Annotated in this window: 27 protein-coding genes; 12 read left to right on the forward strand and 15 right to left on the reverse strand. The window is 71.8% G+C overall.

Annotated features, from left to right (window positions below; genetic code table 11):
* Window positions 1–2: 2 nt before the first annotated feature.
* Genes N1F89_RS08750 through N1F89_RS08760 form a run of 3 tightly spaced genes read right to left on the reverse strand, consistent with a single transcriptional unit; the run spans window position 3 to window position 1,682 of the window.
* Window positions 3–710, reverse strand: coding sequence for an RNA polymerase sigma factor (locus N1F89_RS08750; RefSeq protein WP_290083432.1), 708 nt, complete (start codon window positions 708–710; stop codon window positions 3–5).
* Window positions 711–738: 28 nt separating this feature from the next.
* Window positions 739–1,260, reverse strand: coding sequence for a plastocyanin/azurin family copper-binding protein (locus N1F89_RS08755; RefSeq protein WP_290083434.1), 522 nt, complete (start codon window positions 1,258–1,260; stop codon window positions 739–741).
* A complete protein-coding gene (locus tag N1F89_RS08760; RefSeq protein ID WP_290083436.1) occupies window positions 1,257–1,682 on the reverse strand; it encodes a DUF5602 domain-containing protein in 426 nt (141 codons plus the stop codon). Before N1F89_RS08760 ends, N1F89_RS08755 begins: the two co-directional genes overlap by 4 nt.
* 168 nt (window positions 1,683–1,850) lie before the next feature.
* On the opposite strand from N1F89_RS08760, the gene N1F89_RS08765 reads away from it, so the two are divergent.
* Genes N1F89_RS08765 through N1F89_RS08775 form a run of 3 tightly spaced genes read left to right on the forward strand, consistent with a single transcriptional unit; the run spans window position 1,851 to window position 2,852 of the window.
* Window positions 1,851–2,270, forward strand: coding sequence for an Rrf2 family transcriptional regulator (locus N1F89_RS08765; protein WP_290083438.1), 420 nt, complete (start codon window positions 1,851–1,853; stop codon window positions 2,268–2,270).
* Window positions 2,271–2,316: 46 nt separating this feature from the next.
* Window positions 2,317–2,550: a hexameric tyrosine-coordinated heme protein gene (locus N1F89_RS08770; protein WP_290083440.1), complete on the forward strand. Its 234-nt coding sequence runs from the start codon at window positions 2,317–2,319 to the stop codon at window positions 2,548–2,550.
* Window positions 2,547–2,852, forward strand: coding sequence for a DUF6522 family protein (locus tag N1F89_RS08775; protein WP_290083442.1), 306 nt, complete (start codon window positions 2,547–2,549; stop codon window positions 2,850–2,852). Before N1F89_RS08770 ends, N1F89_RS08775 begins: the two co-directional genes overlap by 4 nt.
* 33 nt (window positions 2,853–2,885) lie before the next feature.
* Here the strand turns inward: N1F89_RS08775 and N1F89_RS08780 are convergent, their stop codons facing one another.
* The 7 genes from N1F89_RS08780 to N1F89_RS08810 form a co-directional block, all read right to left on the reverse strand.
* Complete coding sequence (locus N1F89_RS08780; RefSeq protein WP_290083444.1) at window positions 2,886–3,596, reverse strand: NapC/NirT family cytochrome c; 711 nt, start codon at window positions 3,594–3,596, stop codon at window positions 2,886–2,888.
* Window positions 3,597–3,606: 10 nt separating this feature from the next.
* Complete coding sequence (locus tag N1F89_RS08785; RefSeq protein WP_290083445.1) at window positions 3,607–4,080, reverse strand: nitrate reductase cytochrome c-type subunit; 474 nt, start codon at window positions 4,078–4,080, stop codon at window positions 3,607–3,609.
* The gene (napA, locus tag N1F89_RS08790) at window positions 4,077–6,575 is read right to left on the reverse strand and encodes a periplasmic nitrate reductase subunit alpha (RefSeq protein ID WP_290083447.1); all 2,499 of its coding nucleotides are present in this window, start codon (window positions 6,573–6,575) and stop codon (window positions 4,077–4,079) included. The genes N1F89_RS08785 and napA overlap by 4 nt, the downstream gene beginning before the upstream one ends.
* Window positions 6,572–6,889 carry a chaperone NapD gene (locus tag N1F89_RS08795; RefSeq protein ID WP_290083449.1) on the reverse strand — a complete coding sequence of 106 codons (318 nt, stop codon included), beginning with the start codon at window positions 6,887–6,889 and terminating at the stop codon, window positions 6,572–6,574. The genes napA and N1F89_RS08795 overlap by 4 nt, the downstream gene beginning before the upstream one ends.
* Window positions 6,879–7,391 carry a ferredoxin-type protein NapF gene (locus N1F89_RS08800; RefSeq protein WP_290083450.1) on the reverse strand — a complete coding sequence of 171 codons (513 nt, stop codon included), beginning with the start codon at window positions 7,389–7,391 and terminating at the stop codon, window positions 6,879–6,881. Before N1F89_RS08800 ends, N1F89_RS08795 begins: the two co-directional genes overlap by 11 nt.
* 4 nt (window positions 7,392–7,395) lie before the next feature.
* Window positions 7,396–7,572 (reverse strand): periplasmic nitrate reductase, NapE protein, encoded by a 177-nt coding sequence (gene napE / locus N1F89_RS08805; RefSeq protein ID WP_290083451.1) that lies wholly within the window; start codon window positions 7,570–7,572, stop codon window positions 7,396–7,398.
* A 106-nt stretch (window positions 7,573–7,678) separates the two neighbouring features.
* Entirely contained in the window at window positions 7,679–8,149 is a 471-nt protein-coding gene (locus N1F89_RS08810) for a hypothetical protein (RefSeq protein WP_290083454.1), read from the reverse strand.
* Between the two features lie 210 nt (window positions 8,150–8,359).
* Between N1F89_RS08810 and N1F89_RS08815 the strand changes: the two genes are divergently transcribed.
* Genes N1F89_RS08815 through N1F89_RS08825 form a run of 3 tightly spaced genes read left to right on the forward strand, consistent with a single transcriptional unit; the run spans window position 8,360 to window position 9,717 of the window.
* The gene (locus N1F89_RS08815) at window positions 8,360–8,632 is read left to right on the forward strand and encodes a hypothetical protein (protein ID WP_290083455.1); all 273 of its coding nucleotides are present in this window, start codon (window positions 8,360–8,362) and stop codon (window positions 8,630–8,632) included.
* Window positions 8,633–8,648: 16 nt separating this feature from the next.
* Window positions 8,649–9,047 carry a hypothetical protein gene (locus N1F89_RS08820; protein WP_290083457.1) on the forward strand — a complete coding sequence of 133 codons (399 nt, stop codon included), beginning with the start codon at window positions 8,649–8,651 and terminating at the stop codon, window positions 9,045–9,047.
* Between the two features lie 55 nt (window positions 9,048–9,102).
* A complete protein-coding gene (locus N1F89_RS08825; protein WP_290083458.1) occupies window positions 9,103–9,717 on the forward strand; it encodes a response regulator transcription factor in 615 nt (204 codons plus the stop codon).
* On the opposite strand, the gene N1F89_RS08830 is transcribed toward N1F89_RS08825, so the two are convergent.
* Both N1F89_RS08830 and N1F89_RS08835 read right to left on the reverse strand, forming a co-directional pair.
* Entirely contained in the window at window positions 9,711–11,414 is a 1,704-nt protein-coding gene (locus N1F89_RS08830; RefSeq protein WP_290083460.1) for a hybrid sensor histidine kinase/response regulator, read from the reverse strand. The two genes, N1F89_RS08825 and N1F89_RS08830, sit on opposite strands and share 7 nt — an antisense overlap.
* A 184-nt stretch (window positions 11,415–11,598) precedes the next feature.
* Complete coding sequence (locus tag N1F89_RS08835) at window positions 11,599–12,081, reverse strand: ester cyclase (RefSeq protein WP_290083462.1); 483 nt, start codon at window positions 12,079–12,081, stop codon at window positions 11,599–11,601.
* A gap of 103 nt (window positions 12,082–12,184) precedes the next feature.
* On the opposite strand from N1F89_RS08835, the gene N1F89_RS08840 reads away from it, so the two are divergent.
* Together N1F89_RS08840 and N1F89_RS08845 are read left to right on the forward strand one after the other, a co-directional pair.
* On the forward strand, window positions 12,185–13,075 hold the full coding sequence (locus tag N1F89_RS08840) for a LysR family transcriptional regulator (protein WP_290083463.1): 891 nt from the start codon (window positions 12,185–12,187) through the stop codon (window positions 13,073–13,075).
* Between the two features lie 203 nt (window positions 13,076–13,278).
* Complete coding sequence (locus N1F89_RS08845) at window positions 13,279–14,817, forward strand: DASS family sodium-coupled anion symporter (protein ID WP_290083465.1); 1,539 nt, start codon at window positions 13,279–13,281, stop codon at window positions 14,815–14,817.
* A 118-nt stretch (window positions 14,818–14,935) separates the two neighbouring features.
* On the opposite strand, the gene bcmE is transcribed toward N1F89_RS08845, so the two are convergent.
* Together bcmE and N1F89_RS08855 are read right to left on the reverse strand one after the other, a co-directional pair.
* Complete coding sequence (gene bcmE / locus N1F89_RS08850) at window positions 14,936–16,369, reverse strand: thiamine pyridinylase (protein ID WP_290083467.1); 1,434 nt, start codon at window positions 16,367–16,369, stop codon at window positions 14,936–14,938.
* An 88-nt stretch (window positions 16,370–16,457) separates the two neighbouring features.
* Entirely contained in the window at window positions 16,458–18,104 is a 1,647-nt protein-coding gene (locus tag N1F89_RS08855; RefSeq protein ID WP_290083469.1) for an alkaline phosphatase family protein, read from the reverse strand.
* Between the two features lie 85 nt (window positions 18,105–18,189).
* Here N1F89_RS08855 and N1F89_RS08860 point away from each other — a divergent pair, with 85 nt between their 5' ends.
* The 4 genes from N1F89_RS08860 to N1F89_RS08875 are packed head-to-tail and all read left to right on the forward strand — an operon-like array spanning window position 18,190 to window position 21,708.
* Window positions 18,190–18,702 carry a MarR family winged helix-turn-helix transcriptional regulator gene (locus N1F89_RS08860; RefSeq protein WP_290083471.1) on the forward strand — a complete coding sequence of 171 codons (513 nt, stop codon included), beginning with the start codon at window positions 18,190–18,192 and terminating at the stop codon, window positions 18,700–18,702.
* Window positions 18,703–18,743: 41 nt separating this feature from the next.
* Window positions 18,744–19,697 carry a tripartite tricarboxylate transporter substrate binding protein gene (locus tag N1F89_RS08865; RefSeq protein WP_290083472.1) on the forward strand — a complete coding sequence of 318 codons (954 nt, stop codon included), beginning with the start codon at window positions 18,744–18,746 and terminating at the stop codon, window positions 19,695–19,697.
* Window positions 19,698–19,703: 6 nt separating this feature from the next.
* Window positions 19,704–20,207 (forward strand): tripartite tricarboxylate transporter TctB family protein, encoded by a 504-nt coding sequence (locus N1F89_RS08870; RefSeq protein ID WP_290083474.1) that lies wholly within the window; start codon window positions 19,704–19,706, stop codon window positions 20,205–20,207.
* 1 nt (window position 20,208) lies between these two features.
* Window positions 20,209–21,708 (forward strand): tripartite tricarboxylate transporter permease, encoded by a 1,500-nt coding sequence (locus N1F89_RS08875; RefSeq protein WP_290083476.1) that lies wholly within the window; start codon window positions 20,209–20,211, stop codon window positions 21,706–21,708.
* 180 nt (window positions 21,709–21,888) lie between these two features.
* Here N1F89_RS08875 and N1F89_RS08880 read toward each other — a convergent pair whose 3' ends face one another.
* Window positions 21,889–22,965, reverse strand: coding sequence for a BMP family ABC transporter substrate-binding protein (locus N1F89_RS08880; protein ID WP_290083478.1), 1,077 nt, complete (start codon window positions 22,963–22,965; stop codon window positions 21,889–21,891).
* Between the last annotated feature and the right edge of the window lie 46 nt (window positions 22,966–23,011).

A 23,011-nucleotide genomic window follows, 5' to 3' on the forward strand; every position in this document is an offset into this window, starting at 1 on the left:
GTTCAGCCGCGTCGCCGCAGACGCGCCACCACCCGGTCGGCCATGTCGGCGCAGCGCTCCCCGTCGAACGGGAAGAGATCGGCGAAACCGACCGAAAGCTCGCGCTCGATCGCCGCGCGCATCTGCCGCCGCGCCCGGTGCAGCCGGGTCTTCACCGTCTCCGGCCGGATCTGCAGATGGTCGGCCGTCTCCTCGGTGCTCAGCCCCTCGACGTCGCGCAGGATGAACACCGTGCGAAAAGCCGGCGGCAGGGTGTCGACGGCGCGTTCGAGCGTCGCCCGGAGCTGCCGCCGCGCGGTCTCGGCCTCCGGGTCTGGCGTCGACGGCACGATCGGGAACATCACGACATTGTCTCCGCTTGCACGGCCCGCGGCCGTTTCCAGCACGGCCAGATCGGCGCTCGGCCGGCGTCGCCGCGCGCGGCCGAGCGCCTCGTTGATGGCGATCCGCGACAGCCATGTCGAAAACGCCGCCTCGCCGCGGAAATGCGCCAGCCGGCCGAAGGCGCGCACATAGGTCTCCTGCACGACGTCCTCGGCCTCCGCGTCGTCATGCACGAAGCCGCGCGCCAGCCGGAAGAGCAGCCGGTTGTGCCGCGCGACGAGCGCGCGCACCGCCGCCTCGCTGCCCTGCCGTGCCAGCGCCACCAGCGCGGCGTCGTCCGTCGAAGCGTCCGTTGCCCGGGCCTGCGCTGCGTGCGGCTGGTCCATCGCCGGTCTCCTCGTTGCCCGCGCCACCTCACGATCCCCGCACGATGCCGTGCCGCAGGATCGCGGCGACCGGCGGAAAGGCGCGCAGCGCGGCGTCGGGCAGGTCGCCCACCGCCGCCTCCGCCGCGCGCCGGTCCGCGCCCGCGTCGCCGACGACGATGCGCCCCACCATGCCGGCCTGCTCGTGCGGCACGCAATAGTAGTCGTAGACGCCGGGCACCGTCAGCCGCACGGAAAAGCTTTCGCCCGGCAGCAGATAGTCGGAGTCCCAGGGCCGCGCGCCGGCCGGGATGCGCGACGGACGGTCGCCGATCGCCGGATGATAGGCCGTCGCCGTGTGCGCGTTGCCGGCATCGCGGTTGGTCCAGCGCACCGTCTGGCCCGGCGCGACCAGGAGGCCGAGCGGATCGAACCACACATGGCCGCCGTCGCTGCGCCCGCCCATCGCGATGTCGACGACACCGGCGGCGCCGGCCGGCCGCGTCGCGGCGGCGAGGAGGGCGACGATGCCGCCGCCCGCCCGCAGGATGTCGCGCCTGCCGACGCTCATTGCGCCACCCGCGCTTCCTCATCGGCCGGCACGTGCCACAGCACGATGTGCGCATGCGGCACCTCCACGCCGGGGTGGCCGGCATTGTAGTGGATGTCGACATGGTCGACCGTGCCGCCCGCCGCCGCCAGGTCGTCGAAGGCGGTGTCGGGATTGAGGTCGGCGAGCGGGATCATGTAGACCGTGCTGACCAGCGCCCCGTCGCGGTCGTAGGCGAGGAACGGCCCGGCGGGCAGCGTCGCGGGGTCGACGAAGAGCTGGCCGAGCCCGGGAATGAAGTCGGGCAGCGTCACCAGCGCGCTGACCGGCTGATAGGGCGCGGCCGGCGGCGCCTCGGCGAGCGCCGCGTCGGGGCCGTGCGCCAGGGCGGGCGCGGCGCCGGCGAGGGCGAAGGCGGCGAGCAGCGGCAGAAGCGTTTTCATGTTGGGTCCTTTCCATCCAGGCCCCGCTGCGGGGCGACGGGCATTGGATGCGGCCGCGCCGCAAAGGTTCCCGGCGCCCTCACCGGCCGGCCGCAAGCCTCCTTGCGTCGCGCCGCCGTCCTGTTAAAAGGTATTCTGAATACCACTTGGAACGCGGACACGACGCCGATGCGGCTAACCTCCTTCACCGATTTCGGCCTGCGCGCGCTGATGCGCATGGCGAGCGCGCCGCAGCGCGCCTTCTCCACCGCCGAGCTGGCCGACGAGTTCGCCGTCTCGCGCAACCACCTGATCAAGATCATGCAGAAGCTGGCCAGCGGCGGCGTCGTGGTGACGCGGCGCGGCACCGGCGGCGGCGCCGTGCTGGCGCGGCCGCCCGACGAGCTCAGGCTCGGCGACATCGTGCGCCTGCTCGAGCACGGCCAGGCGCTGGTCGAGTGCTTCGCGCCGGGCGGCCGCTGCACCATCGCCGGCTGCTGCCGGCTGAAGGGCCGGCTGCGCGCGGCCGAGGCCGCCTTCCTCGCCGAGCTCGACCGCACGACGCTGGCCGACGTGGCGCTTCCCGCGCCGCAGCGCGAGCCGGCCTGAGGCCGCGCAGCGCCCTGCCATTCCCGCAGAAGAAAGGACCCGCCCCATGGACGACTGGCTGCCCAGCCTCATCACGACAACGCCGGCCGAGGGCTACGACCTGGCGATCAAGCTCGCCCGCGTGACGATCAAGAAGACGCAGCCCGACGCCGCCATGCGCGACCGGCTGCGCCCGGCCTACGCCGAGGACGCCGATTCGCTGATCGCCGTCAGCCAGGTCGTCGCCACCCACTTCGCCACGGTGGCGGCGGCCAACGACTACTGGCGCGGCACGCCGTGAGCCGGCTCACCGTCAGCGACGACGGCTTCGTGGTCGACGCCGAGCTGCTCGGCGCCGCCTTCGGGCTGGCGCCGGCGGCGGTGCCCGAGAAGCTGCGCGCCGGTGCGATCACCAGCCTGTGCGAGGCCGGCGTCGATGCCGATGCCGGCCGCTGGCGGCTGACCTTCTACCATGCCGGCCGCGCCCTGCGGCTGGTCGTCGACGGCGACGGCACCATCCTGTCGCGCGGCCGCTTCGACGCGCACCCGCCAAGGCCCGCCCGTCCCGTTGCGGCCGCGCCCGACACGCCGAACGGGGGCTGAACCCCGGCAGAGCCGATCGCCCGGCGCGCCGCCCTATCGCTCTTGCGTCGCCGCCTCGGCCCGCGGCCCGTCGTCCGGCCGCGCATGCCGGTTCTCCGCCACCAGCGCCTCGAGCGCGGCGCGTCCGCGCACCGTGCCCGTTGCGGCCGGCGACAGGCTTTCCGCCGCCTGCTCGCCCATATCCGGCAGCCGGTGGGCGATGCCCGCGTGGCAGTCGATGCAGGTCTTCTCGCCGGTCGCCAGGAAGCGCTGGTGCATGTCGGCCGCGCGCGGGCTCTGCTCGGCGAAGTCCATCGCCACATAGGAGTGGCAGTTGCGGCACTCCAGGCTGTCGTTGGCGCGGAAGCGCGCCCATTCGCGCTGCGCCATCTCCAGCCGGTGCGCCTCGAACTTCTCCTCCGTGTTGATGGTGCCGAACAGCCAGCCATAGACCTCCTTGGAGGCGGCGATCTTGCGGGCGATCTTGTTGGTCCAGTCGTGCGGCACGTGGCAGTCGGGGCAGCCGGCCCTGACGCCGGAGGAATTGGAGAAGTGCACCGTCGTCTGCAGGTCGGCGTAGACGTTGGCCTCCATCTCGTGGCAGCTGATGCAGAAGCGCTCCTGGTTGGTCGCCTCCAGCGCGGTGTTGAAGCCGCCCCAGAACACGATGCCGCACAAAAAGCCGCCGAGCGTCAGGAAGCCGAGCGAGAAGTGACTGCTCGGCAGCCGCATCGCCGCCCACAGCCGCAGCAGGAAGGTCCGCATCCCCGCCCCCTCAGCGCCCGTCCGCCGCGCCGGGCCCGGCGCCGCGCGACAGCAGCGTGTCGATGTCGATGAACAGGTTGTCGACCGCCGTGTCGGCCGGATGCTGCGGCACGTGGCACTGCGTGCAGAAATAGCGGCGCGGCGAGACGGAGGCGAGGAACTGGCCGTCGCGGTCCATGTAGTGCGTCACCGAGACCATCGGCGCCTGGCTCTCGCCGGTGCGCGCCCGCGCGTGGCAGGTCAGGCACTTGTTGGCGTTGAGGTCGACCTGATAGCCGTCGATCGCGTGCGGAATGACCGGCGGCTGCTCGGGATAGTTGCGCACCTGGCGCAGGTCGGCGTCGATCTGCGGCCGCATCGGCGGCGGCTCGGCGTCCTCGGCCAGCGGCGCGCCGCGCAGCGTGGCGACGTCCGACTGGCTGAAGGCGACGCCCGAGGCGGCGACGACCAGCGCGACGGCGAGCGACAGGATCCGGCGGCTCATGTCACCGGCTCCAGCCGCACGGCGCATTTCTTGAAGTCGGTCTGCTTGGAGATCGGGTCGGTGGCGTCGAGGGTCACCTTGTTGATGAGCTGCGTGGCGTCGAACCACGGCACGAAGACGAGCCCGCGCGGCACCTTGTTGCGGCCGGCCGTCTCGACCCGGCTGCGGATGGCGCCGCGGCGCGACACGACGCGCACCTCCTGGCCGCGGTTGAGCCCCAGCTCGCGCGCGTCGAGCGGGTGCATGTAGACGAGCGCGTTCGGCACCGCGCGGTGCAGCTCGGGCACCCGCTGCGTCATCGAGCCGGAATGCCAGTGCTCGAGCACCCGCCCGGTCGACAGCCAGAACGGGTACGCCTCGTCGGGACTTTCGGCCGGCGGCTCGTAGGGAAGCTGGAAGATGTTGGCGCGGCCTTCCGGCTTGCCGTAGAAGTCGATCTGGCGTCCGGGCGTCACATAGGGGTCGTGATCGCCGTTGTAGCGCCAGCGCGTCTCCTTGCCGTCGACCACCGGCCAGCGCAGCCCGCGCACCTCGTGATAGACGTCGAACGGCGCCAGGTCGTGTCCGTGCTCGCGGCCGAACCGGGCATACTCCTCGAACAGGCCCTTCTGCACGTAGAAGCCGAAATGCGCCGCCTCGTCGTTGGCGTAGTCGGGATCGACGTCGGCGAGCGGAAAGGCGTCGACATTGCCGTTGCGGAACAGCACGTCGTACAGCGTGCGGCCGCGATAGTCCGGGTTGTCGTCGAGCAGCGCCTGCGGCCACACCTCGTCGGTGGTGAAGCGCTTGGAGAACTCCATGAGCTGCCACAGGTCCGAGCGCGCCTCGCCGGGCGCCGGCACGAGCTGGTGCCAGAACTGCGTGCGCCGCTCGGCATTGCCGTAGGCGCCCTCCTTCTCGACCCACATCGCCGTCGGCAGGATGAGGTCGGCCGCCTCGCAGGTCACCGTCGGATAGGCGTCCGACACGACGATGAAGTTGTCCGGGTTGCGGTAGCCCGGCAGCGTCTCCTCCATCATGTTGGGCGCGGCCTGCATGTTGTTGTTGACCTGCACCCAGTAGGCGTTGATCCGCCCGTCGCGCAGCAGCCGGTTCTGCAGCACCGCGTGGGCGCCGGGCTTCTCCGGCACCGTGCCGGCCGGCAGCTTCCAGATGCGCTCGGCCGTCGCCCGGTGCTCGGGATCGGTGACCACCAGGTCGGCCGGCAGCCGGTGCGAGAAGGTGCCGACCTCGCGCGCCGTGCCGCAGGCCGAGGGCTGGCCGGTCAGCGAGAACGGCGAGTTGCCGGGCGTCGCGATCTTGCCGGTCAGGAGATGCAGATTGTAGACGAGATTGTTGCACCACACGCCGCGCACGTGCTGGTTGAAGCCCATCGTCCACAGCGACATCACCTTGATGTCGGGATCGGCGTAGAGCTCGGCGAGCGCCTCGAGCTTGCTCTTCGGCACGCCCGACAAGGCGCTGACGCTGTCGACGTCGTAGTCGGCGACGAAGGCGGCGAAGGTGTCGAAGTCGATCTCGTCGGCCTCGTTGGCGGCCGCCGCGTTCTGCGCCGCGACCTCGAGCGGATGGTCCGGCCTGAGGCCGTAGCCGATGTCGGTGCGGCCGCGCTGGAAGCGCACGTTCTGGCCGATGAAGGCTTCGTCGACCCGCCCGGTCTGGATGATGTGGTTGGCGATGTAGTTGAGGATCGCCAGGTCGGTGTGCGGCGTGAAGACGATCGGCACGTCGGCGAGGTCGAAGCTGCGGTTCTCGAAGGTCGACAGCACCGCCACCTTGACATGCGGATGTGACAGCCGCCGGTCGGTCAGCCGCGTCCACAGGATCGGGTGCATCTCGGCCATGTTGGCGCCCCACAGGACGAAGGCGTCGGCATGCTCGAAATCGTCGTAGCAGCCCATCGGCTCGTCGATGCCGAAGGTGCGGATGAAGCCGGCCACCGCGCTCGCCATGCAGTGGCGCGCATTGGGGTCGATGTTGTTGGAGCGGAAGCCCGCCTTCATCAGCTTGGAGGCCGCATAGCCCTCCCACACGGTCCACTGGCCGGAGCCGAACATGCCGACCGCCTCCGGGCCCTTGTCGCGCAGCGCCGCCTTGAACTTGTCTGCCATCACGTCGAAGGCCTCGTCCCAGCCGACCGGCTCGAAGTCGCCCTCCTTGTCGTAGACGCCGTCGCGCTTGCGCAGCAGCGGCGTCGTCAGCCGGTCGGCGCCGTACATGATCTTCGACAGGAAGTAGCCCTTCACGCAGTTCAGCCCGCGGTTGACCTCCGACTTGGCGTCGCCGTGCGTGGCCACCACGCGGCCCTCGCGCGTCGCCACCATCACCGAGCAGCCGGTGCCGCAGAAGCGGCACGGCGCCTTCGACCACTTGAGCTCGGTCAGCTCGCGCTCGGTCACCAGGTTCTGCGCCTCGGCCGCCAGCGGGATACCGGCCGCCGCGGCGGCGGTCGCCACCGCCTGCGCCTTGAGCACGTCGCGTCGGCTGATCGTCATTGGGACACCTTTCTGGGGGCCACCGTTCTGGCGGCCACCGTTCTGGCGGCGTCGGCGGGCGCCGCGCCCGTCTCCGCCGGTTCGCAATGATGGAAGACCATGGTGGCGGCGAGCACGCCGTCGATGAGCTGCATGCGCGTCAGCGCGTCGCCGAGCGCCCGCGCGCTGTCGGCCTCGAGCGTGACGACGAGCTTGCCGGCCGGGTTCGTGAGCTGCACCTCGCCGCCCAGCGCCGCGACCGCCTCGGCCACCGCCTCTAGACGCTCGGGCCGGGCGTGCACGACCAGGCTCGACAGATGCGCCTCACGCGGCATCGGCCGCCCTCCCCGCATGCGTCGGCCGGCGCACGTCGATCGCGCCGACCGGACACACCGGCACGCAGCCGCCGCACCCGGTGCAGGCCTCGGCATCGACCGTCATCACCGCGCGGCCGCCCGGCTGCGACCGGCAGCGCAGCGCCCGCGCCTCGCACACGTCCTCGCAGGCCCGGCAGGTGACGCCCTGCCGCTCCAGGCAGCCGTCCGAGACCGCCGCCACCGCGTCCCATGGCGGCGTGCGGCCGGTGTCGAACACCGGCTCGGGACAGGCCTCTGCGCACGCCCCGCAGAAGGTGCAGGGCTGGGTGAAGGCGATCACGGGATGCGTGCCGCCGGCGATGGCGAGGATGTCCTGCGGGCAGGCCTCCGCGCAGGCGCCGCACGCCGTGCAGTGCGCCATCACGCGCGCCGCGTCGCTCCACGGCGGGGTGAGCGGCGCGTCGCGCGCGGCGAGGCGGCGGCGGCCCGGCGATGCCCCCGATGCGTGTCGGTGGGCCATGCGGTCAGTATCCGGGCGGGCCGAACACGAGGTGCTGCATCCACACCACGAAGCCGAACCCGCCGACGAAGATGACGCTCAGGACGGGAAACAGGACGAAGGCCAAGAGCAGGAAGGCGATCGTCTCGTGCTTCTTCTGCGGCGTTGCCTCGGCGCTTGCCCCCTCGCCGGACGAAGCCATCGGCATTCTCCCACCGGCCGGCAAGTCCCGGCCGTTTGCTCGACTGCGACATTCTGTCAACGAGTCATAGCAGCAGCGGCGGGTGGCCGACAAGCCGCGGTCGCCGCTATTCCCCGTCGCGGAAGAACGCGCGCAGCGTGGCGCCACCCGGCCGGTCGTCGTTGCCGCGGTCGTCGAAGCCGAAATAGACCTCCAGGTCCCACGCCCACGGATAGGGCGCGTGCCACGCGCGGATGGCGCCATCGCGGCGCCAGGGCCGCGGCGTCTCGCCGAAATTGTGGGCGATCGCCCGCCGTGCGATGGCGTTTGCCGCGCCGGGCGTCGCGGCCGGATCGTGCACGGTGCACGAGACCGTGTCGCCGGTCTCCAGATAGCCGTAGACCGGTCCGTCCGCCTGGAAGAACGCGAAGCCGTCCGCGCCGCCGCGCCCGACGACGAAGCCCGCCTCGCGCACCAGCCGGCGGGCCTCGCGGTAGTCCGGCAGGCCGTAGATGCAGATCTTGGTGAAGGCGTTTTCGAGCCGCTCGCTGGCCACGCTCGCCTGCGCCGCGGCGACGGCCAGCACGAGCCCTGCCAAGAGTCCTGGCACACCCCGCCCACGGAGATGCGGCCGGGCGGCAAGGTCGCTGTCACAGAGCATGGTCGTTCCTCGATGTCGCCGCGCGCATGTTGGCGTCATGCTCCGGCCGCCGCCTGCGCGATGCAACTAGATCACCTGGGCTAGTTGCGTCGCACCGCGGCCGCCCGGCACCCTGGCGCCGCCACGTCATCGCACAAAGGAGCAGCCATGAAACGCATCCTCACCGGCCTCGCCGCGGCGACCGCCCTGACGGCGGCGACAGGCCCCTCGGCCGCCGAGACCTTCTATCTGCGCTGCGACGGCTACGGCGCCGACATCACCATCTACGACCGGCGCAATGCCGAGCGTGTCGGCGACGTCACCGTGTGCGGCCGGACCTACTACTTCTCCGCCTATGTCTCGCGGACGATCGACCGCCATTGCACCGGCGCCTGGAAGATCACCACGACGGGCCGCACCCCGGTCTGCCAGTCGCGCTGACAGGCAAGGCCCGCCGATGAACACACGCCTCACGGCCGCCGCCGGCTTCGCGCTGTTCGCCGCGACGGCAATCGGCGTCGGCGGGCTTGCCGCCGGCGGCTGGCATGGCGCGGCCGGTCTCTCGCCGCCGACCCTCGGCCTGTTCGGCGGCTGTGGCGCGGCCGTCGCCTTCCTGTCGTGGTGGCTGGTCGACGGGGCGCGAAGCTGGCGTTCGGCCGCGCTGGCCGGCCTGCTCACCGCCTTCGCCGCGACGTCGGCCGTCGCCATGGTGCTCGGCGGCGGCGCGCCATTCCTCGTGCCGCTCGGCCTGGCGACGACGGCGCCTGCCTTCGCCATTCCGGCTGTCGTCGGCGCGCTCGTCTACCGCATGCTGTGGCGCGCGACGGCGCGGCGCCGCGCCGGCACCGGCGGTTGAGCCGGCCGCTGTCATCGCCGCACCGTGCGGTGTAGAAGAAACGCGTGGACGCGCCATGCACATCGTGATCGCCGACGACCATCCCGTCTTCCGCGACGGCCTGCGCCAGCTCGCCCAGCGCAGCTTGGCCGACTGCCGCATCCGCCAGGCCGGCACGATGGAGGAGGTGCTGGCGCTGGTCGGCGAACGCGCACCCGACCTGTTCGTGCTCGACCTCGACTTTCCCGGCTTCGTCTTTCCCGACGGCATGCGCACACTGCGCAACCGCTGTCCGCTCGCCTCGGTGCTGGTCATCTCGATGTCCGACGACCCGGCCACCATCGACGACGTGCTGGCGAGCGGCGCGGACGGCTTCGTGTCGAAGGCTGTGCCGCCGCATTGCATCGGCCGCGCCTTCGCCGACGTGCTCGACGGCGTCGTCGTGCGCATCGGCCCCGGTGATCTGCCGGCCGCCGGCGCAACGCCGCGGGACGGCGGCGAGGCGGCACTGACGCCGCGCCAGCGCGAAATCCTGCGCCTGGTCGCGCTCGGCCTGTCGAACAAGGCGATCGCGCGGGAACTGGGGATCTCACCGCACACCGTTCGGTTGCACGTCTCGGCGCTGCTGAAGAGCCTGAATGCGGCCAACCGCGCGGCCGCCGCCGCCATCGGCCGCGACATGGGCTACTGAGCGCCGGCCGCCCCGCCGGCCATCGTCAGCGAGGTGATGGCGGCCCGGAGCTGGGCCGGCCGCACCGGCTTTTGCAGCACCAGGCCGCGGCCGCCGGCCACGGCCCGATGCGCCGCCGGATCGTCGCTGCCCGTCACCACGATGACGGGACAGGCCGGCGCGCGCGTCCGGCAGGCCGCGATCAACCGCTCGGCGAGCGCGCCGCGGCCGCCCGCAAAGTCGGTCAGCACGATGTCGGCCTCGGGCAGCGCCGCCGGCGTCGCGGCAAGGCCCATCACGACGCACCCCCAGCTTTCCAGCAGCCGGCCCGTCGCCTCGCGCGCCGCCGCGTCGTCGTCGACGAGAAGCACGCGCAACCCGCTCAGCCAGTTGCGCGCCGACGACTGCGGCGGCCTGTCGGCCGGGCCGCTGGCATGCGCGAGGCCGGCGATCTCCACCACCGTGCCGGTGCCCGGCCGCGAATGAAGCCGCGCCTCGAGGCCCAGCAGCGCGCTGTAGCGGGCGACCAGCGGCAACCCGAGGCCGAGGCCCGGCATCTGCGAGGCGGCGCGGCGGAACTCCTCGAACGCCGCAGCGCGGAAGCTCTCGCTCATGCCCGGTCCGCGGTCGGCGACGACGATGCTGGCCGTGCGGCCGCGCCGCTTGGTGCCGAGCGTGATGCGCGTGCCCGGCGCATACTTGATCGCGTTTGAGATGACGTTCTGGACGATGTTCTCGACCAGCGCCGGATCGGTGACCACATCGAGTGCGGCACCGCGCACGGCGATCGTGCAGCCGCGGTTGCCGGCCGCCGGCGCGTTCTGCCGCGCCAGGCTGTCGAGCAGCGGGCGCAGCGCCACGACCACCGGCTTCGGCTCCAGCCGGCCGAGCTCGAGCGCCGACAGGTCCATCAGGCTCTGGAACTGGCGCGAGAGCGACTGCACGGACTGCGCGATCTGGCCGACGGTCTCGTGCGTGCGGCGCGACAGTTTCTGGCCGCGCAGCAGCTCCGTCAGCATGCCGATCGCGTGCACCGGCTGGCGCAGGTCGTGGCTGGCATAGGCGATGAAGCGCGATTTGGCGCGGTTCGCCTCGTCGGCGCGGGCGCGCTCTCGCTGGCTCGCCACCACCTCGTCGGCGAGCGAGCGCGCGAGCGCATGGTTGTCGCGCAGAAAGCGGCTCATGCGGTAGGCGAGCATCGACAGCACGCAGCCGAACAGCAGCACCATGGCAGCGTTCGCCGTGCCGCGCGGACCCGCGTCGAACAGCCAGTGGCCGGTCGCAAGGCCGGGGATCGACAGCCAGATGCTGACCATGCACGAGCGCATCACCGCGTGCTGCGCCGACACCGCGCCGAGCGCCGTGCCGCCGAGCGCCAGGGTGTAGAGCAGCAGGTGCTCGAGCGAGGCCTGGGCAAAGCTCACGGCGCCGAGTGACCAGGTCACCGCTACGAGCGCCGTGGTGCCGGTGTGCAGCAGGCCGGCCAGCCGCTTGTGCGCCGTGCGCGCGCCAGTCAGGCAGATGCCGATCATCGCCGCCGTCAGCCCGAGCATCGCCCACAGCCATTGCTGCACGTCGGGCCGCGCCGGGTCCTGAACGGCCGCCGTCAGCGTGACGACGGCGGCATGCACCGCCCAGCCTGCCGCGCCGAGACTGAACAGGTAGTCGAGCTGCCAGCCGGCCGGCCGCAGGAAGCCCGGCGCGTCGGGCGCCGGCAACGCGGCGCCGGTCGTGTGCCTGTGCTGTGGAATGCCCCGCCCCCGTCTGCCGCCCTTCCCCGCGGGCGCCGCCAGGTGCGTTTCACCATCGCGCGGACGCAGCGTCAACACGCACCGCCGGCGTCAGGCCTCGTCGCGGCACCGGCCGGCGCCGCCGCCGGCCGGGGCCGCAGGCACGGTCCGCCTATTCGGCGGTGAGCTGCTGGATCGCCGTCGCCCATTCCTCGACATGGTAGGACCGGACGATCCGGCCGTCCTCGACCGTGTGGATGTCGATCGACATGATGTCGAAGCTCTTGCCGGTCGCCGGATCGACGCCGAAGAACGGTCCGACCGGCGTGCCGGTCGCCCGGCCGCGCACGATGTAGCGGTTGCCGTCCCGCAGGATCTCCTGCGGCTGCCAGGCGAGGTCGGGGATGAGCTGGCCGAAGGCGGCGAGCGTGTTGACGAGCCCCTCCGCGCCGGGGCCGCCGAGCGGCGTCGGCGTCGATTCCCAGTCCTCGGCGACCACCGCGCGCACCGCCTCCGGCGTCGCGTCGGCGGGCGTGGTCAGAAGGTCGGAATAAAAGCGCTCGACGACGGCGCGGTCGTCGGCGGCGGCGGGACCGGCCGCGACGAGCGCGGCGCCGAGCGCGGCGGCGGCGATCCGGGGCTTGATGGCGGGCATGGCGGGACACCTCTCGTGTGTGTGGGACGTCCGCGTTGTGGACCGCCCGCCGACTTCTCGGTAGAATGGAAATGTCGAACACAGAACTCGGAACTGCCAAATAATGAGCCGCAGCCCTTCGCACCAGACGCTGCGCCGGCTGGTCTATTTCGCCGCCATCGCCGAGGCCGGCTCGATCCGCGGCGCCGCCGCGCGGCTCGGCCTGTCGGTGCCCGTCGTCTCGGAGGCGCTGTCGGAGCTCGAGGCGGAGCTGTCGGTGACGCTCGCCGAGCGCACCACGCGACGCTTCACGCTGACCGAGACGGGCCGTGCGGTGCGGGCGGCGGCCGACGAGATGCTGCGCCTGGCCGAGGGCGTCCGGTCGATCGGCGCGCCCGACGCGCCGCTCGCCGGGCGGCTTGCCGTCACCCTGCCGGTCGAGCTCGCCTCCGACTGGCTGGCGCAGCGGCTGCACCCCTTCCGCGCGCGCAATCCGCGACTCGAGCTCGTCGTCGAGGCGACCGACGCGGTCGTCGATCTCGGCCGGCGCATGGTCGACGTGGCGGTGCGCACCACCTACCGGCCGCCCGGCGCGCCGCCGACCGCGCACGAGACGCTGCCGCTCCTGTGCGTCGCCGCACGCCGGCCGGCGCTCGAGCCGGTGCCGCCCGACGGCCTGCGCCTCGACATGCCGCTGATCGCCCGCCGGCCCGACGCCTGGTTCGAGGCACGCGAGGCGGCGACCGGCCGCACGGTCACCCTGCGCGCGGCCGAGACCATCGTCATCGACAACGGCGCGGCGGCGATCGCCATGGCACGCGAGGGGCTGGGCGCGGCGCTGGTCGTGGCGCGCTCGGTGGCCGACGATCTCGCCGCCGGCCGTCTCGTGCCGGTGGCTCCCACGCTCGGCTACGGCGCCATCGCGGTCGACTACCGGTTCCGCGACACGCTGCCCTCGCCGGCGGCGCGCGCCTTCGTCGCCTTCCTGCGCGGCTTCGCCGGCGCGCCCGGCTGACGCGGCGCCGCGCTTGCGCGGCTGCCGCGCCGCGGCTACCAGAGCCCTGGCGCCGATCCGCCATCCACGGCATCGCGGATCGGCGCAACGTTGTCGTCTCGACGCGTTTGCGAACGGCGAACCGGTGTCCGCGTCGCCTGGAAACGCTATAGCCGACAGGAGCCGGCCGGCGCGGCCGGCCGCCGAACCGCCTGGAGACCGGAGTGGCCGACACGACGAGCGATGCGCCCCGCGACCGCGACGCCGGCGCGCCGGAAGCCCCCGACGGACAAGGCCCGGACGCGCCGCCGCCCCCCGGCGACCGGCTCGACTGGCTGCGGCTGGCCGGCCTCGCCGCCGGGCCGCTGGTCTGCCTCGCCGTCCTCGTCCCGCCGCCGGCCGCCATGCCGCCCGAGGCCTGGCGCATGGTGGCGGTGGCCGGCTGGATGGTCGTGTGGTGGCTGAGCGAGGCGGTGCCGATCCCCGCCACCGCGCTGTTGCCGCTGGTGCTGATGCCGCTGTTCGGCATCCAGGACGCCGGCGCCACCGCGGCGCGCTACGGCCATCCGCTGATCTTCCTGTTCCTCGGCGGCTTCCTGCTTGCCGCCGCCATGCAGCGCGTGCGGCTGCACCGGCGCATCGCGCTGCACATCGTCGCCTGGATCGGCACCACGCCCGACCGCATCGTGCTCGGCTTCATGCTGGCCACCGCCTTCCTGTCGATGTGGATCTCCAACACCGCGACGGCGATCATGATGTTCGCCGTCGGCCTGTCGGTGATCGGCTTCGTCGCCGACAACACCGCCGATGCCGCCGCCAGCCGCCGCTTCGGCATAGCGCTGATGCTGTCGATCGCCTATGCCGCCTCGATCGGCGGCGTCGGCACGCTGATCGGCACGCCGCCCAACGCGCTGCTCGCCAGCTTCCTGCAGTCGACCTACGGCATCGAGATCTCGTTCTTCCGCTGGATGCTGATCGGCCTGCCCATCGTCGTCGTCATGCTGCCGGCGGCCTGGCTGCTGCTGACGCGGGTGCTGTTTCCCGCCGACGCCATCCGTGTCGAAAGCCCCGAGGCGGTGGTGCACGGCCAGCTCGCCGCGCTCGGCCGCATGAGCCGGGCGGAACGGCTGGTCGGCATCGTGTTCCTCGCCACCGCCACGCTGTGGGTGCTGCGCACGCCGCTCGCCGCCTGGAGCGGCCTGCCGCTCGACGACACGATGATCGCCATCGCCGCCGCGCTGGTGCTGTTCGCGGTGCCGGTGTCGCGCCGCGGCGACGGCTTCGCGCTCGACTGGGAGGCCGCGCGCGGCCTGCCATGGGGCGTGCTGCTCCTTTTCGGCGGCGGCCTGGCGCTCGCCGAAGGCTTCGCCGCGACCGGGCTTGCCGCCTGGATCGGCGGCCGCGTCGCCGGCTTCGAGGTCGGCCCGGCGCTGCTCGTGCTCGTCGTGCTCGCGGCGATGGTCTATCTCACCGAGATCACCTCCAACACCGCCTCCACCGCCACCTTCCTGCCGATCGTCGGAGCGATCGCCGTCGGCCTCGGCCTCGATCCCGTGGTGCTCGCCGTGCCGGTCGCGCTCGGCGCCTCGATGGCCTTCATGATGCCGGTCGCCACGCCGCCCAACGCCATCGTCTTTTCCTACGAGGAGATGACGCTGCGCGACATGGTGCGCGCCGGCTTCTGGCTCAACGTGATGGCCATCGCCGTCGCCTTCGCCGCCTTCATGCTGCTCGGCCCGCGCGTCTTCGACGTGGCGCTTTGAAGCGTCTTCAGGCGAAGTAAGGACCGGTGCGCCGTCCGCAAGACCGGCGAACAGAAGGTCCGGGCCGGCCCGCGGGTTCGCCGAACCGCGGGCCGGCCTTTGCCCGCGCTTCGCCCGCTCAGCGCTTCTCGCGCTCGACGCCGACGCTCAGCAGATGCGGCATCGCCTGCACCGGGCACGCATTGCAGCCGCACACCGACGAGCCCGCCGGCGCGGCCGGCGGCACGTTGGTCCACTGCCCGTTCCAGCCGCCATTGCCGCTGCAGGTGGTCGGGCAGATGCTCTGCGCGGCGGTGTTGTCGGCGATGTAGGTCGCCGCCTTGAAGTCGCAGCCGCACTGATAGTTGGCGCGCACGTCGCCGCGGATCACCCCCTTCATGGAATCGAACCAGCTGCGCGCATTGGCCGGCAGCTTGAACAGCAGCGGGTCGTTGTCGGTGACCAGCGCATACATGCGCTGGTAGATCGGGAACTGCTGGCCGAGCGTGTCGAAGGCGCTGGCCCGCGTCGCCATCAGATATTGCGGCTCCGGCTTGCCCGGCGCCGCACCGATGCTGGCCACCACCACGTCGGAGCTGGCCATCAGGTTGGCCAGCTTGACGGCGAGATCGCGCGTGCCGCGCTGGTTGGTCGTCGTGTTGACGCCGATCACGTCGGCATAGAACAGCGGCGGCTGGCTGCCGTCGCCGAACGGCATCGGCTTGAAGGCGATGCTGGCGCGCGTCTCGGCGCTCATCGCGCTCATGTATTCGGTGTAGCCGACCACCGCGCGGCCGTAGCCCTCGCTGAACCAGGTGCCGTGCTCGTACTCGTTCGCCGTCGGCACGGTGGCGTTGTAGAAGCTGGCCGTCGCCATCAGCGTCTTCTGCTCGGCGATCGCCTGCGCATCGAGGCTCTGCTCGTTCGGCGGCAGCGTGGGCAGGTAGACGCCGTCGAGCGCGTGCTGGATGTCGAGATAGAGCGAGGCGTTGGTCGTGCCGCCCGACATGTCGACCATGATGCCGCGCACGTCCGGCGGCACCTGGCTGGTATAGGTGCACTGCTGCAGCGCCTGGACGACCGCGCCGAAGGTCTCAGCCGCGGCCAGCGCCCCGTCGTCCTGATGGTAGAACAGCACGTTCGAGCAGCCGAGCAGCGGGATGGCGTAGTAGTTGCCCTGGCTCTGCACCCCCTCGCGCGCATAGGACAGGATGTCGGCCGCATCCTCGACCTCGCCGGGTGCGATCGCCTCGAGGAAGTTCTGCGTGCGGAAGGTCTCCAGATACATCGCGTCGAACACGAACACGTCGGCATCGGCCGGCGGGTTCATCGAATAGCCGCCGTCCCACTGGCTTTCCGGCAGGAAGTTGAGCGTCACGCTCGGCTCCTCCTGCGCCCAGGCCTGCGTGATCGCGGTGACGAACTGGTCGTAGCGCGGCACGTAGGGATAAAGCCCCACGGTCAGGCTCGACTGCGCCTGCGCGAGGCCGGCCGCCAGGCCGAAGACGAGCCCGGCGAGCGCCGTTGCCAATGCTCCGCGCCACCGCGCGATGCCGACCCGGATTCCGCGCATGACAACCCTCCCTTGCTTCCTGCTCATGATCGCGCGGGAAGTGTAGCATTGCACGCATGAGTTGTCTCGCGCGGAATCCTCGCGCCGCTCAGCGTCCGGGCCGGCCGCGATAGGCCGCGGCCGCCTCCGGCGCCACCTCGGAGGCGTCGTAGACGCCGATCAGGATGCCCTTGCCGTGCGAGCCGCCGCGCATGGCGACGATCTCGGCCGGCGAGCGGGTGGTGCGCTGCGAGGGCCGCCGCGCCCAGGCCGCCAGCCGCTCGCCCATCATGGCGACGATGCCGGCATGCTCGGGATCGGCGCCGAGGTCGCGGAACTCGTCGGGATCGTTCAGCAGGTCGAACAGCATCGGCCGGAACGTCTCGGCATGGATGTACTTCCAGCGCCGGTCGCGCACCATGAACAGCCGTGCCTCGGCCGGCGACACGCCGAGCCGCTCGGCCATCGGCGTCGGCGCGTAGTCGTATTCGGAGACGACGAAGTCGCGCCAGGCCGGCGGCGTCTCGCCGCGCAGGAAGGGCATCAGCGAGCGCCCCTCGATGACGTGCTCGGGCACCCGGCCGCCGGCGAAGGCGACGAAGGTCGCCGCCAGGTCGATCGCCTCGACCAGCGCGTCGCAGGTCGTGCCGCGCGTCGCGTCGGCCTCCGGCGACGGATCGTAGACGATCAGCGGCACCTTGACCGAGGGCTCGTGGAACAGGTCCTTCTCGCCCAGCCAGTGGTCGCCGAGATAGTCGCCGTGGTCGGAGGTGATGACGATCATCGTGTCGTCGAGCCGGCCCTCGGCCTCGAGGAAGGCGAGCAGCCGGCCGAGCTGGTCGTCGCACTGCTTGACCAGGCCCATATAGGCCGGCACCACCTTGGCCCGCACCTCGGGCCGCTGGAAGGCGCGGCCGATCGGGTTTTCCATGAAGGCGCGGTAGACGGGATGCGGGTCCGCCCGCTCGCCGTTCGAGCGCACCGGCGGCAGCACGTCGGCCGGCCCGTACATGGCGTGATAGGGCGCCGGCACGATGTAGGGCCAGTGCGGCTTGATGTAGGACAGGTGGCACAGCCACGGAGCCGGCCCGGCCTGGGCGATGAAGGCCTCCGCCCGCCGCGTCATGTAGGGCGTCTCCGAATCCTCCTCGGCGATGTTGGCCGGCTTGTCCGCATTGGCCATGAACCAGCCCGACGCCATCTCGCCGTCCGCGTCGAGGCCGGCATTGGCGAAGTCGTGCCACGGGTTGTCGCCCGGATAGCCCTTCGCCTTGAGATAGGCGTTGTAGGGCTGCGGCCCGGCATCGTAGAAGCCGTCCGGCCCGCGGCCCCACAGGCCGTCGTCGCGCTCCCACACGTCGAAGCCGCACTCGGCCACCCGCGCGCCGATCAGCGTGTCGGGCGCCAGGCCGAGCCGCGCCATGCCCTCGGCGTCGACGCGCATGTGCGTCTTGCCGACCAGCACCGCATCCATGCCGCAGCCGCGCAGATGGTCGCCCAGCGTCATCTCGCCGACCTTGAGCGGAAAGCCGTTCCAGCTCGCCCCGTGCGAGTGCACGTAGCGCCCTGTGTAGAAGCTCATGCGCGAGGCGCCGCACACCGGCGACTGGACATAGGCGTTGGTGAAGCGCACCCCCATCCGCGCCACGCGGTCCATGTGCGGCGTGTGCAGATGCGGGTGACCGGCGCAACTCAGATAGTCGAAGCGCAGCTGGTCGTACATGATGAAGAGGATGTTCCTGCGCCGCCGCGCCATGGCCTGCCCGATCGCTCGTTGACAAATGCAACAAAACTAAAGACGATATCGTTGACGATTGCAACGATATCGCGAGCCCGCGCCCTTGTCTTCCAGCGCCGCCCCGCTTGCCGAGCCGCGCGCCAGCCATCCGCGCATCGGCGACATCCGCGATCTGCTGACGTTCCGCATCGCGCTGCTGTCGGCGGCCGCCGACCGGGTCGGCCAGCGCTGGCTGGCGCGCGAGTTCGGCCTGCGCATCATGGAATGGCGCGTGCTCGGCGTCGTCGCCGCGCTCGGTCCGGTGCGCTTTCTCGACGTCGCGCGCACGCTCATCGTCGACAAGGGCCAGTTGAGCCGGCTGGTCAAGGCGCTCGCCGCGCGCGGCCTGCTGGCGAGCGCGCCCGATCCCGACGACCAGCGCACCATCCGCCTCAGCCCGACGGCCGACGGCGCGGCGCTGCACCGCCGCGTGCTGGCCCGCGCGCTGGAGCGCAACGAGCGCGTCGTCGCCGCCCTCGAGCCCGACGAGGTCGAGACGCTGTTCGCCCTGCTCGACAAGCTGCAGCCCTTCATGACCCACCGCGCCGGCGGTGCCGGGACGCCGGCCGACACGTGACGAACGGGCGGCCCGGCGCCGCCGAACAAAGGGAGGAAGACATGCTCGGACATCTCGCAAGACTGTCGCTCGCCGCCGTCGCCGCGCTCGGCCTGACCGCCGGTGCCGCCCTCGCCGAATGGCCCGAGAAGCCGATCCAGATCATGATTCCGTGGCCGGCGCCGAACGATCCCTCGACGCTGGTCGCCAATGCCATCGCGCCGGTCATGTCCGACGACCTCGGCGTGCCGGTCAAGGTGGTCAACAAGCCCGGCGGCGGCGCCGTGCTCGGCGCGGCCGAGCTCGCCAACGCCCGGCCCGACGGCTACACGCTCGGCCTGATCTCCATCGGCCCGATGATCACCCAGGTGCTGCGCGGCAAGACGCCCTACAAGAACGAGGACCTGCAGCCGCTCGGCCTCGTCTGGTCGAGCCCCTTCACGCTCGCCGCGCGCGCCGACGCGCCCTATTCGACCCTCGACGAGCTGGCTGAGCACGCCGCCGACAACGAGCTGCGCCTCGCCCACTGGGGTCTCGGCGCCGTGCCCACGCTGATCGCCATGAAGGTGGCCGACATCGGCGGCTTCGCCTGGAAGGAGACCGCCTATTCCGAGCTCAACCCGCTGCTCGTCGTGCAGGGCGACGCCGACGTCATCACCTATTCGACGCCCGGCCTGACCGACTACGTCGAAGCCGGCCAGATGAAGATCCTCGCCGCCATGGTGCCCGGCCGGCTGCCGGCCTATCCCGACGTGCCGAACGTCTCCGAGCAGGGTTACGGCGAGGCCTATTCGATCTGGTTCGGCGCCTTCGTGCCGAAGCAGACCGATGCCGCGATCGTCGACCGGCTGTCGACCGCCTTCTTCGACGCCATGCAGGACCCCGGCGTGCAGGCGGTGATCGCCAATGTCGGCGTGGTGCCGCATCCCACCGGCCCGGCCGAGGCGCGCCGGCGCATGGACGACGAGCTCGCGCAGTTCGGCGCCATCATGAAGGACCTCGGCATCATCGAGTAGCCGGCGATGCGCGACACGCCCGAGACCGGCCGGCCGGACGCGCCGGGCCACGACATGCTGGCGCTCGCCGTTGGCGCGGCGGCGCTGGCGCTGCTCGTCGCCGCGCCGTGGCTGGTCGACCGCTCGGGCCCCGATCCCTTCTACAAGGGCCCGCTGATCTTCCCGCTGATCGCGCTCGCCCTGTGCGCGGCGGGCGCGCTGCCGGCGCTGTGGCGCGCGCTGCGCGCGCCCGGCCGCCTGTCGGCCCGCGTCGACGGCCGCGGCTTCCCGCGCCGCGCCGCCATGCTGTTCGCGCTGATGGCTCTCTACCCGCCGGCGATCGGCGCGGTCGGCCTGCAGGCCGCCTCCTTCGCCGCGGTCCTGCTCGGCCTGCTGGTCGTCGGCCGGCCGGCCTGGCAGGCCGGTCTGATCGCCGCCGGCCTCGCCGCCGTGCTGCACCTTGCCTTCCGCAGCTTCCTCGACATCTGGTTTCCGCAGCCCTGGCTCCTCGACGCGATCGGGCTCGGCTGAGATGGGTTTCCTCGTCGACGGCTTCGCTGCCGCCTTCTCGCTGGCCAACATCCTTGCCCTGGTGGCCGGCAGCGCCGTCGGCATCGCCGTCGGCGTGCTGCCCGGCCTCGGGCCGATGGTCGGCATGGTGGTGCTTCTGCCCTTCACCTTCTCGCTCGAGCCGTCGGTGGCGCTGTCGCTGCTGCTCGGCGTCTTCTGCGGCGGCTATTATGGCGGCGCGGTGCCGGCGATCCTGCTGCGCACGCCGGGCGTGCCGTCGTCCATCGTCACCGCCTTCGACGGCTTCCCGCTGACCGAGCGCGGCGAGGCGCAGACGGCGCTGTCGGCCGCCCTCGTCGGCTCGCTCGGCGGCGGCCTCGTCAGCATCGCCATCCTCGTCGTGCTGGCGCCGCTGCTGTCGCGCGTGGCGGCGAGCTTCGGCCCGCCCGAGTACCTGGCCGCGGCGCTGTTCGGCGTGCTGCTCGTCGTCGTCTCCTTCCGCGACCGGCTCGCCCGCGGCGTCATGCTGCTCGGCGCCGGCTTCTTCCTGTCGACGGTCGGCATCGACGGGCCGACGCTCAGCGCCCGCTTCACCTTCGGCTTCTGGCCGATGCAGAACGGCCTCGATCTCGTCGCGCTGGTGCTCGGCCTGTTCGGCATCGGCCAGTCGCTGCTCCTGCTCGAGCAGGGCATCCTGAAGACGCGGCGGCTCGATCTCGGCCGCAGCACGCTCGATTTCTCGCGCATTGCCGGCACGCTGCGGCACTGGCGCTCGCTGCTGCGCTCCGGCGTCATCGGCACCTTCGTCGGCCTGCTGCCGGGGCCCGGCTCGGTGCTCGCCTCCTTCATCGCCTACGACGTGGCGCGGCGCCGCTCGCCGGCGCCGCAGAGCTTCGGCAAGGGCAACCCGGAAGGCTGCCTGGCCGCCGAGGCCGGCAACAACGCGGTGCCGGCCGGCGCGCTGGTGCCGCTGCTCACGCTCGGCATTCCCGGCGAGGCGCTGAGCGCCGTGCTGCTCGGCGTCTTCACCCTCAACGGCATCTATCCCGGCCCGCTCCTGCTGGTGAAGGAGCCGGCGCTGATCTCCACCCTCTACTGGTCGATGCTGCTCATCAACCTCGTCGCCTTCGCCATGCTGGCGCTGCTGCTGCGGCCCTTCGCGATGATCGTGCGGGTGCCGCCGGCGATCCTCGCGGTCTGCGTCATCACCGTGTCGCTGGTCGGCATCTACGCGGTCAACACGCGGCTGTTCGACTGCGGCGTCGCGCTCGCCGCCGGCCTCGCCGGCTATCTTCTGCTGCGGCTCGGCTGGCCGGTCGTCGCGCTGGTGATGGGCATCGTCATGGGGCCGATCGTGGAAAACCGCCTGCGCCAGACGCTCAGCCTCGGCGACGGCAGCCCGGCGATCCTGCTCGAGCGGCCGATCGTGCTGGCGATCCTGGCGCTCGGCGTCGTCGTCGTGCTGCTGCCGCTGCTGCGCCGGCTGGCCGGCCGCGCCGCCCGGGCGGGCCGCGCCGGCTGACGCGGTTCCGGGCGTCGCGGCAACCGGTGCGCCGTCCGCAACCGCGTCAAGACGATCACGCGGAGCCGATCGGCGGTTCCGTGAAGGCAGATCGGGTCCAAGGCCGGCGCCGCACCCCGCCCCGAAAGGAAAAAGGGCGCCTGCGCGGCGCCCTTCCTCGTTGCTGCGGTGCCGGAAGGCTCAGTTCGGCAGCTTGTCGTCGACGCCCTCGACGTAGAAGTTCATGCCGAGCAGCTCCTCGTCGCTCGCCGTGTCGCCCTCGGCCAGCCAGGCCGAGCCGTCCTGCTTGTTGACCGGGCCGGTGAACGGGTGGAACTCGCCCGACTTGATCTTGGCCTCGACCTCCTCGGCCATCTGCTTCACGTCGTCGGGCATGTTGGTGTAGGGCGCCATCACCACATGGCCCTCGGCCATGCCGGCCCACACGTCGTGCTGCTCCCAGGTGCCCTCGTGCACCGCCTTGACCCGCTCGATGTAGTACGGGCCCCAGTCGTCGACGATCGAGGTGAGCTGCGTGTCGGGGCCGAACTCGATCATGTCGGAGGCCTGGCCGAAGGCCTTGATGCCGCGCTCGGCCGCCACCTGCATCGGCGCGGTCGAATCGGTGTGCTGGGTGATGATGTCGACGCCCTGGTCGACCAGCGCCTTGGCCGCGTCGGCCTCCTTGCCCGGATCGAACCAGGTGTTGGCCCACACCACCTTGACCTTGAAGTCGGGATTGACCGACTGCGCGCCGAGCATGAAGGAGTTGATGCCGCGCACCACCTCGGGGATCGGGAAGGAGGCGATGTAGCCGGCCACGCCGGCCTCCGACAGCTTGGCCGCGATCACGCCCTGCACGTAGCGCCCCTCGTAGAAGCGCGAGTTGTAGGTCGCCACGTTGGGGTGCTCGCGCTTGTAGCCGGTCGCGTGCTCGAACTTCACGTCGGGGAACTTGCCGGCCACCTTGTTGGTGGCGTCCATGAAGCCGAACGAGGTGGTGAAGACGATGTCGCAGCCCGACCGCGCGAAGCGCTCGATGGCGCGCTCGGCGTCGGCGCCCTCCGGCACGCTCTCCAGATAGGCGGTCTCGACGTCGTCGCCCATCGCCTCCTCGACCTCGAGCAGGCCCTGATGGTGCTGGTAGGACCAGCCGAAGTCGCCGATCGGGCCGACATAGATGTAGCAGGCCTTGGTGGCGTCCTGCGCGGCCGCGCCCGACGCGCCGAGCGCCGTCAGCGCGGCCGCCGCGGCCAGTGTGGTCAGTGTCTTGGTCATCGCGTGCATCCTCTGTTGCGTTGCCTGTGTCCGGGCCGGCCGCCCG

This window comes from Aquibium sp. A9E412, from assembly GCF_030398335.1.
Taxonomy (GTDB): domain Bacteria; phylum Pseudomonadota; class Alphaproteobacteria; order Rhizobiales; family Rhizobiaceae; genus A9E412.

What these genes read in the sequence shown, in the direction of transcription:
- N1F89_RS08750 (WP_290083432.1), bottom strand. Translation starts at nt 710, where the DNA reads ATGGACCAGCCGCACGCAGCGCAGGCCCGGGCAACGGACGCTTCGACG.
- N1F89_RS08755 (WP_290083434.1), bottom strand. Translation starts at nt 1,260, where the DNA reads ATGAGCGTCGGCAGGCGCGACATCCTGCGGGCGGGCGGCGGCATCGTC.
- N1F89_RS08760 (WP_290083436.1), bottom strand. Translation starts at nt 1,682, where the DNA reads ATGAAAACGCTTCTGCCGCTGCTCGCCGCCTTCGCCCTCGCCGGCGCC.
- N1F89_RS08765 (WP_290083438.1), top strand. Translation starts at nt 1,851, where the DNA reads ATGCGGCTAACCTCCTTCACCGATTTCGGCCTGCGCGCGCTGATGCGC.
- N1F89_RS08770 (WP_290083440.1), top strand. Translation starts at nt 2,317, where the DNA reads ATGGACGACTGGCTGCCCAGCCTCATCACGACAACGCCGGCCGAGGGC.
- N1F89_RS08780 (WP_290083444.1), bottom strand. Translation starts at nt 3,596, where the DNA reads ATGCGGACCTTCCTGCTGCGGCTGTGGGCGGCGATGCGGCTGCCGAGC.
- N1F89_RS08785 (WP_290083445.1), bottom strand. Translation starts at nt 4,080, where the DNA reads ATGAGCCGCCGGATCCTGTCGCTCGCCGTCGCGCTGGTCGTCGCCGCC.
- napA (WP_290083447.1), bottom strand. Translation starts at nt 6,575, where the DNA reads ATGACGATCAGCCGACGCGACGTGCTCAAGGCGCAGGCGGTGGCGACC.
- N1F89_RS08795 (WP_290083449.1), bottom strand. Translation starts at nt 6,889, where the DNA reads ATGCCGCGTGAGGCGCATCTGTCGAGCCTGGTCGTGCACGCCCGGCCC.
- N1F89_RS08800 (WP_290083450.1), bottom strand. Translation starts at nt 7,391, where the DNA reads ATGGCCCACCGACACGCATCGGGGGCATCGCCGGGCCGCCGCCGCCTC.
- napE (WP_290083451.1), bottom strand. Translation starts at nt 7,572, where the DNA reads ATGGCTTCGTCCGGCGAGGGGGCAAGCGCCGAGGCAACGCCGCAGAAG.
- N1F89_RS08815 (WP_290083455.1), top strand. Translation starts at nt 8,360, where the DNA reads ATGAAACGCATCCTCACCGGCCTCGCCGCGGCGACCGCCCTGACGGCG.
- N1F89_RS08820 (WP_290083457.1), top strand. Translation starts at nt 8,649, where the DNA reads ATGAACACACGCCTCACGGCCGCCGCCGGCTTCGCGCTGTTCGCCGCG.
- N1F89_RS08825 (WP_290083458.1), top strand. Translation starts at nt 9,103, where the DNA reads ATGCACATCGTGATCGCCGACGACCATCCCGTCTTCCGCGACGGCCTG.
- N1F89_RS08835 (WP_290083462.1), bottom strand. Translation starts at nt 12,081, where the DNA reads ATGCCCGCCATCAAGCCCCGGATCGCCGCCGCCGCGCTCGGCGCCGCG.
- N1F89_RS08840 (WP_290083463.1), top strand. Translation starts at nt 12,185, where the DNA reads ATGAGCCGCAGCCCTTCGCACCAGACGCTGCGCCGGCTGGTCTATTTC.
- bcmE (WP_290083467.1), bottom strand. Translation starts at nt 16,369, where the DNA reads ATGCGCGGAATCCGGGTCGGCATCGCGCGGTGGCGCGGAGCATTGGCA.
- N1F89_RS08855 (WP_290083469.1), bottom strand. Translation starts at nt 18,104, where the DNA reads ATGGCGCGGCGGCGCAGGAACATCCTCTTCATCATGTACGACCAGCTG.
- N1F89_RS08865 (WP_290083472.1), top strand. Translation starts at nt 18,744, where the DNA reads ATGCTCGGACATCTCGCAAGACTGTCGCTCGCCGCCGTCGCCGCGCTC.
- N1F89_RS08870 (WP_290083474.1), top strand. Translation starts at nt 19,704, where the DNA reads ATGCGCGACACGCCCGAGACCGGCCGGCCGGACGCGCCGGGCCACGAC.
- N1F89_RS08875 (WP_290083476.1), top strand. Translation starts at nt 20,209, where the DNA reads ATGGGTTTCCTCGTCGACGGCTTCGCTGCCGCCTTCTCGCTGGCCAAC.
- N1F89_RS08880 (WP_290083478.1), bottom strand. Translation starts at nt 22,965, where the DNA reads ATGACCAAGACACTGACCACACTGGCCGCGGCGGCCGCGCTGACGGCG.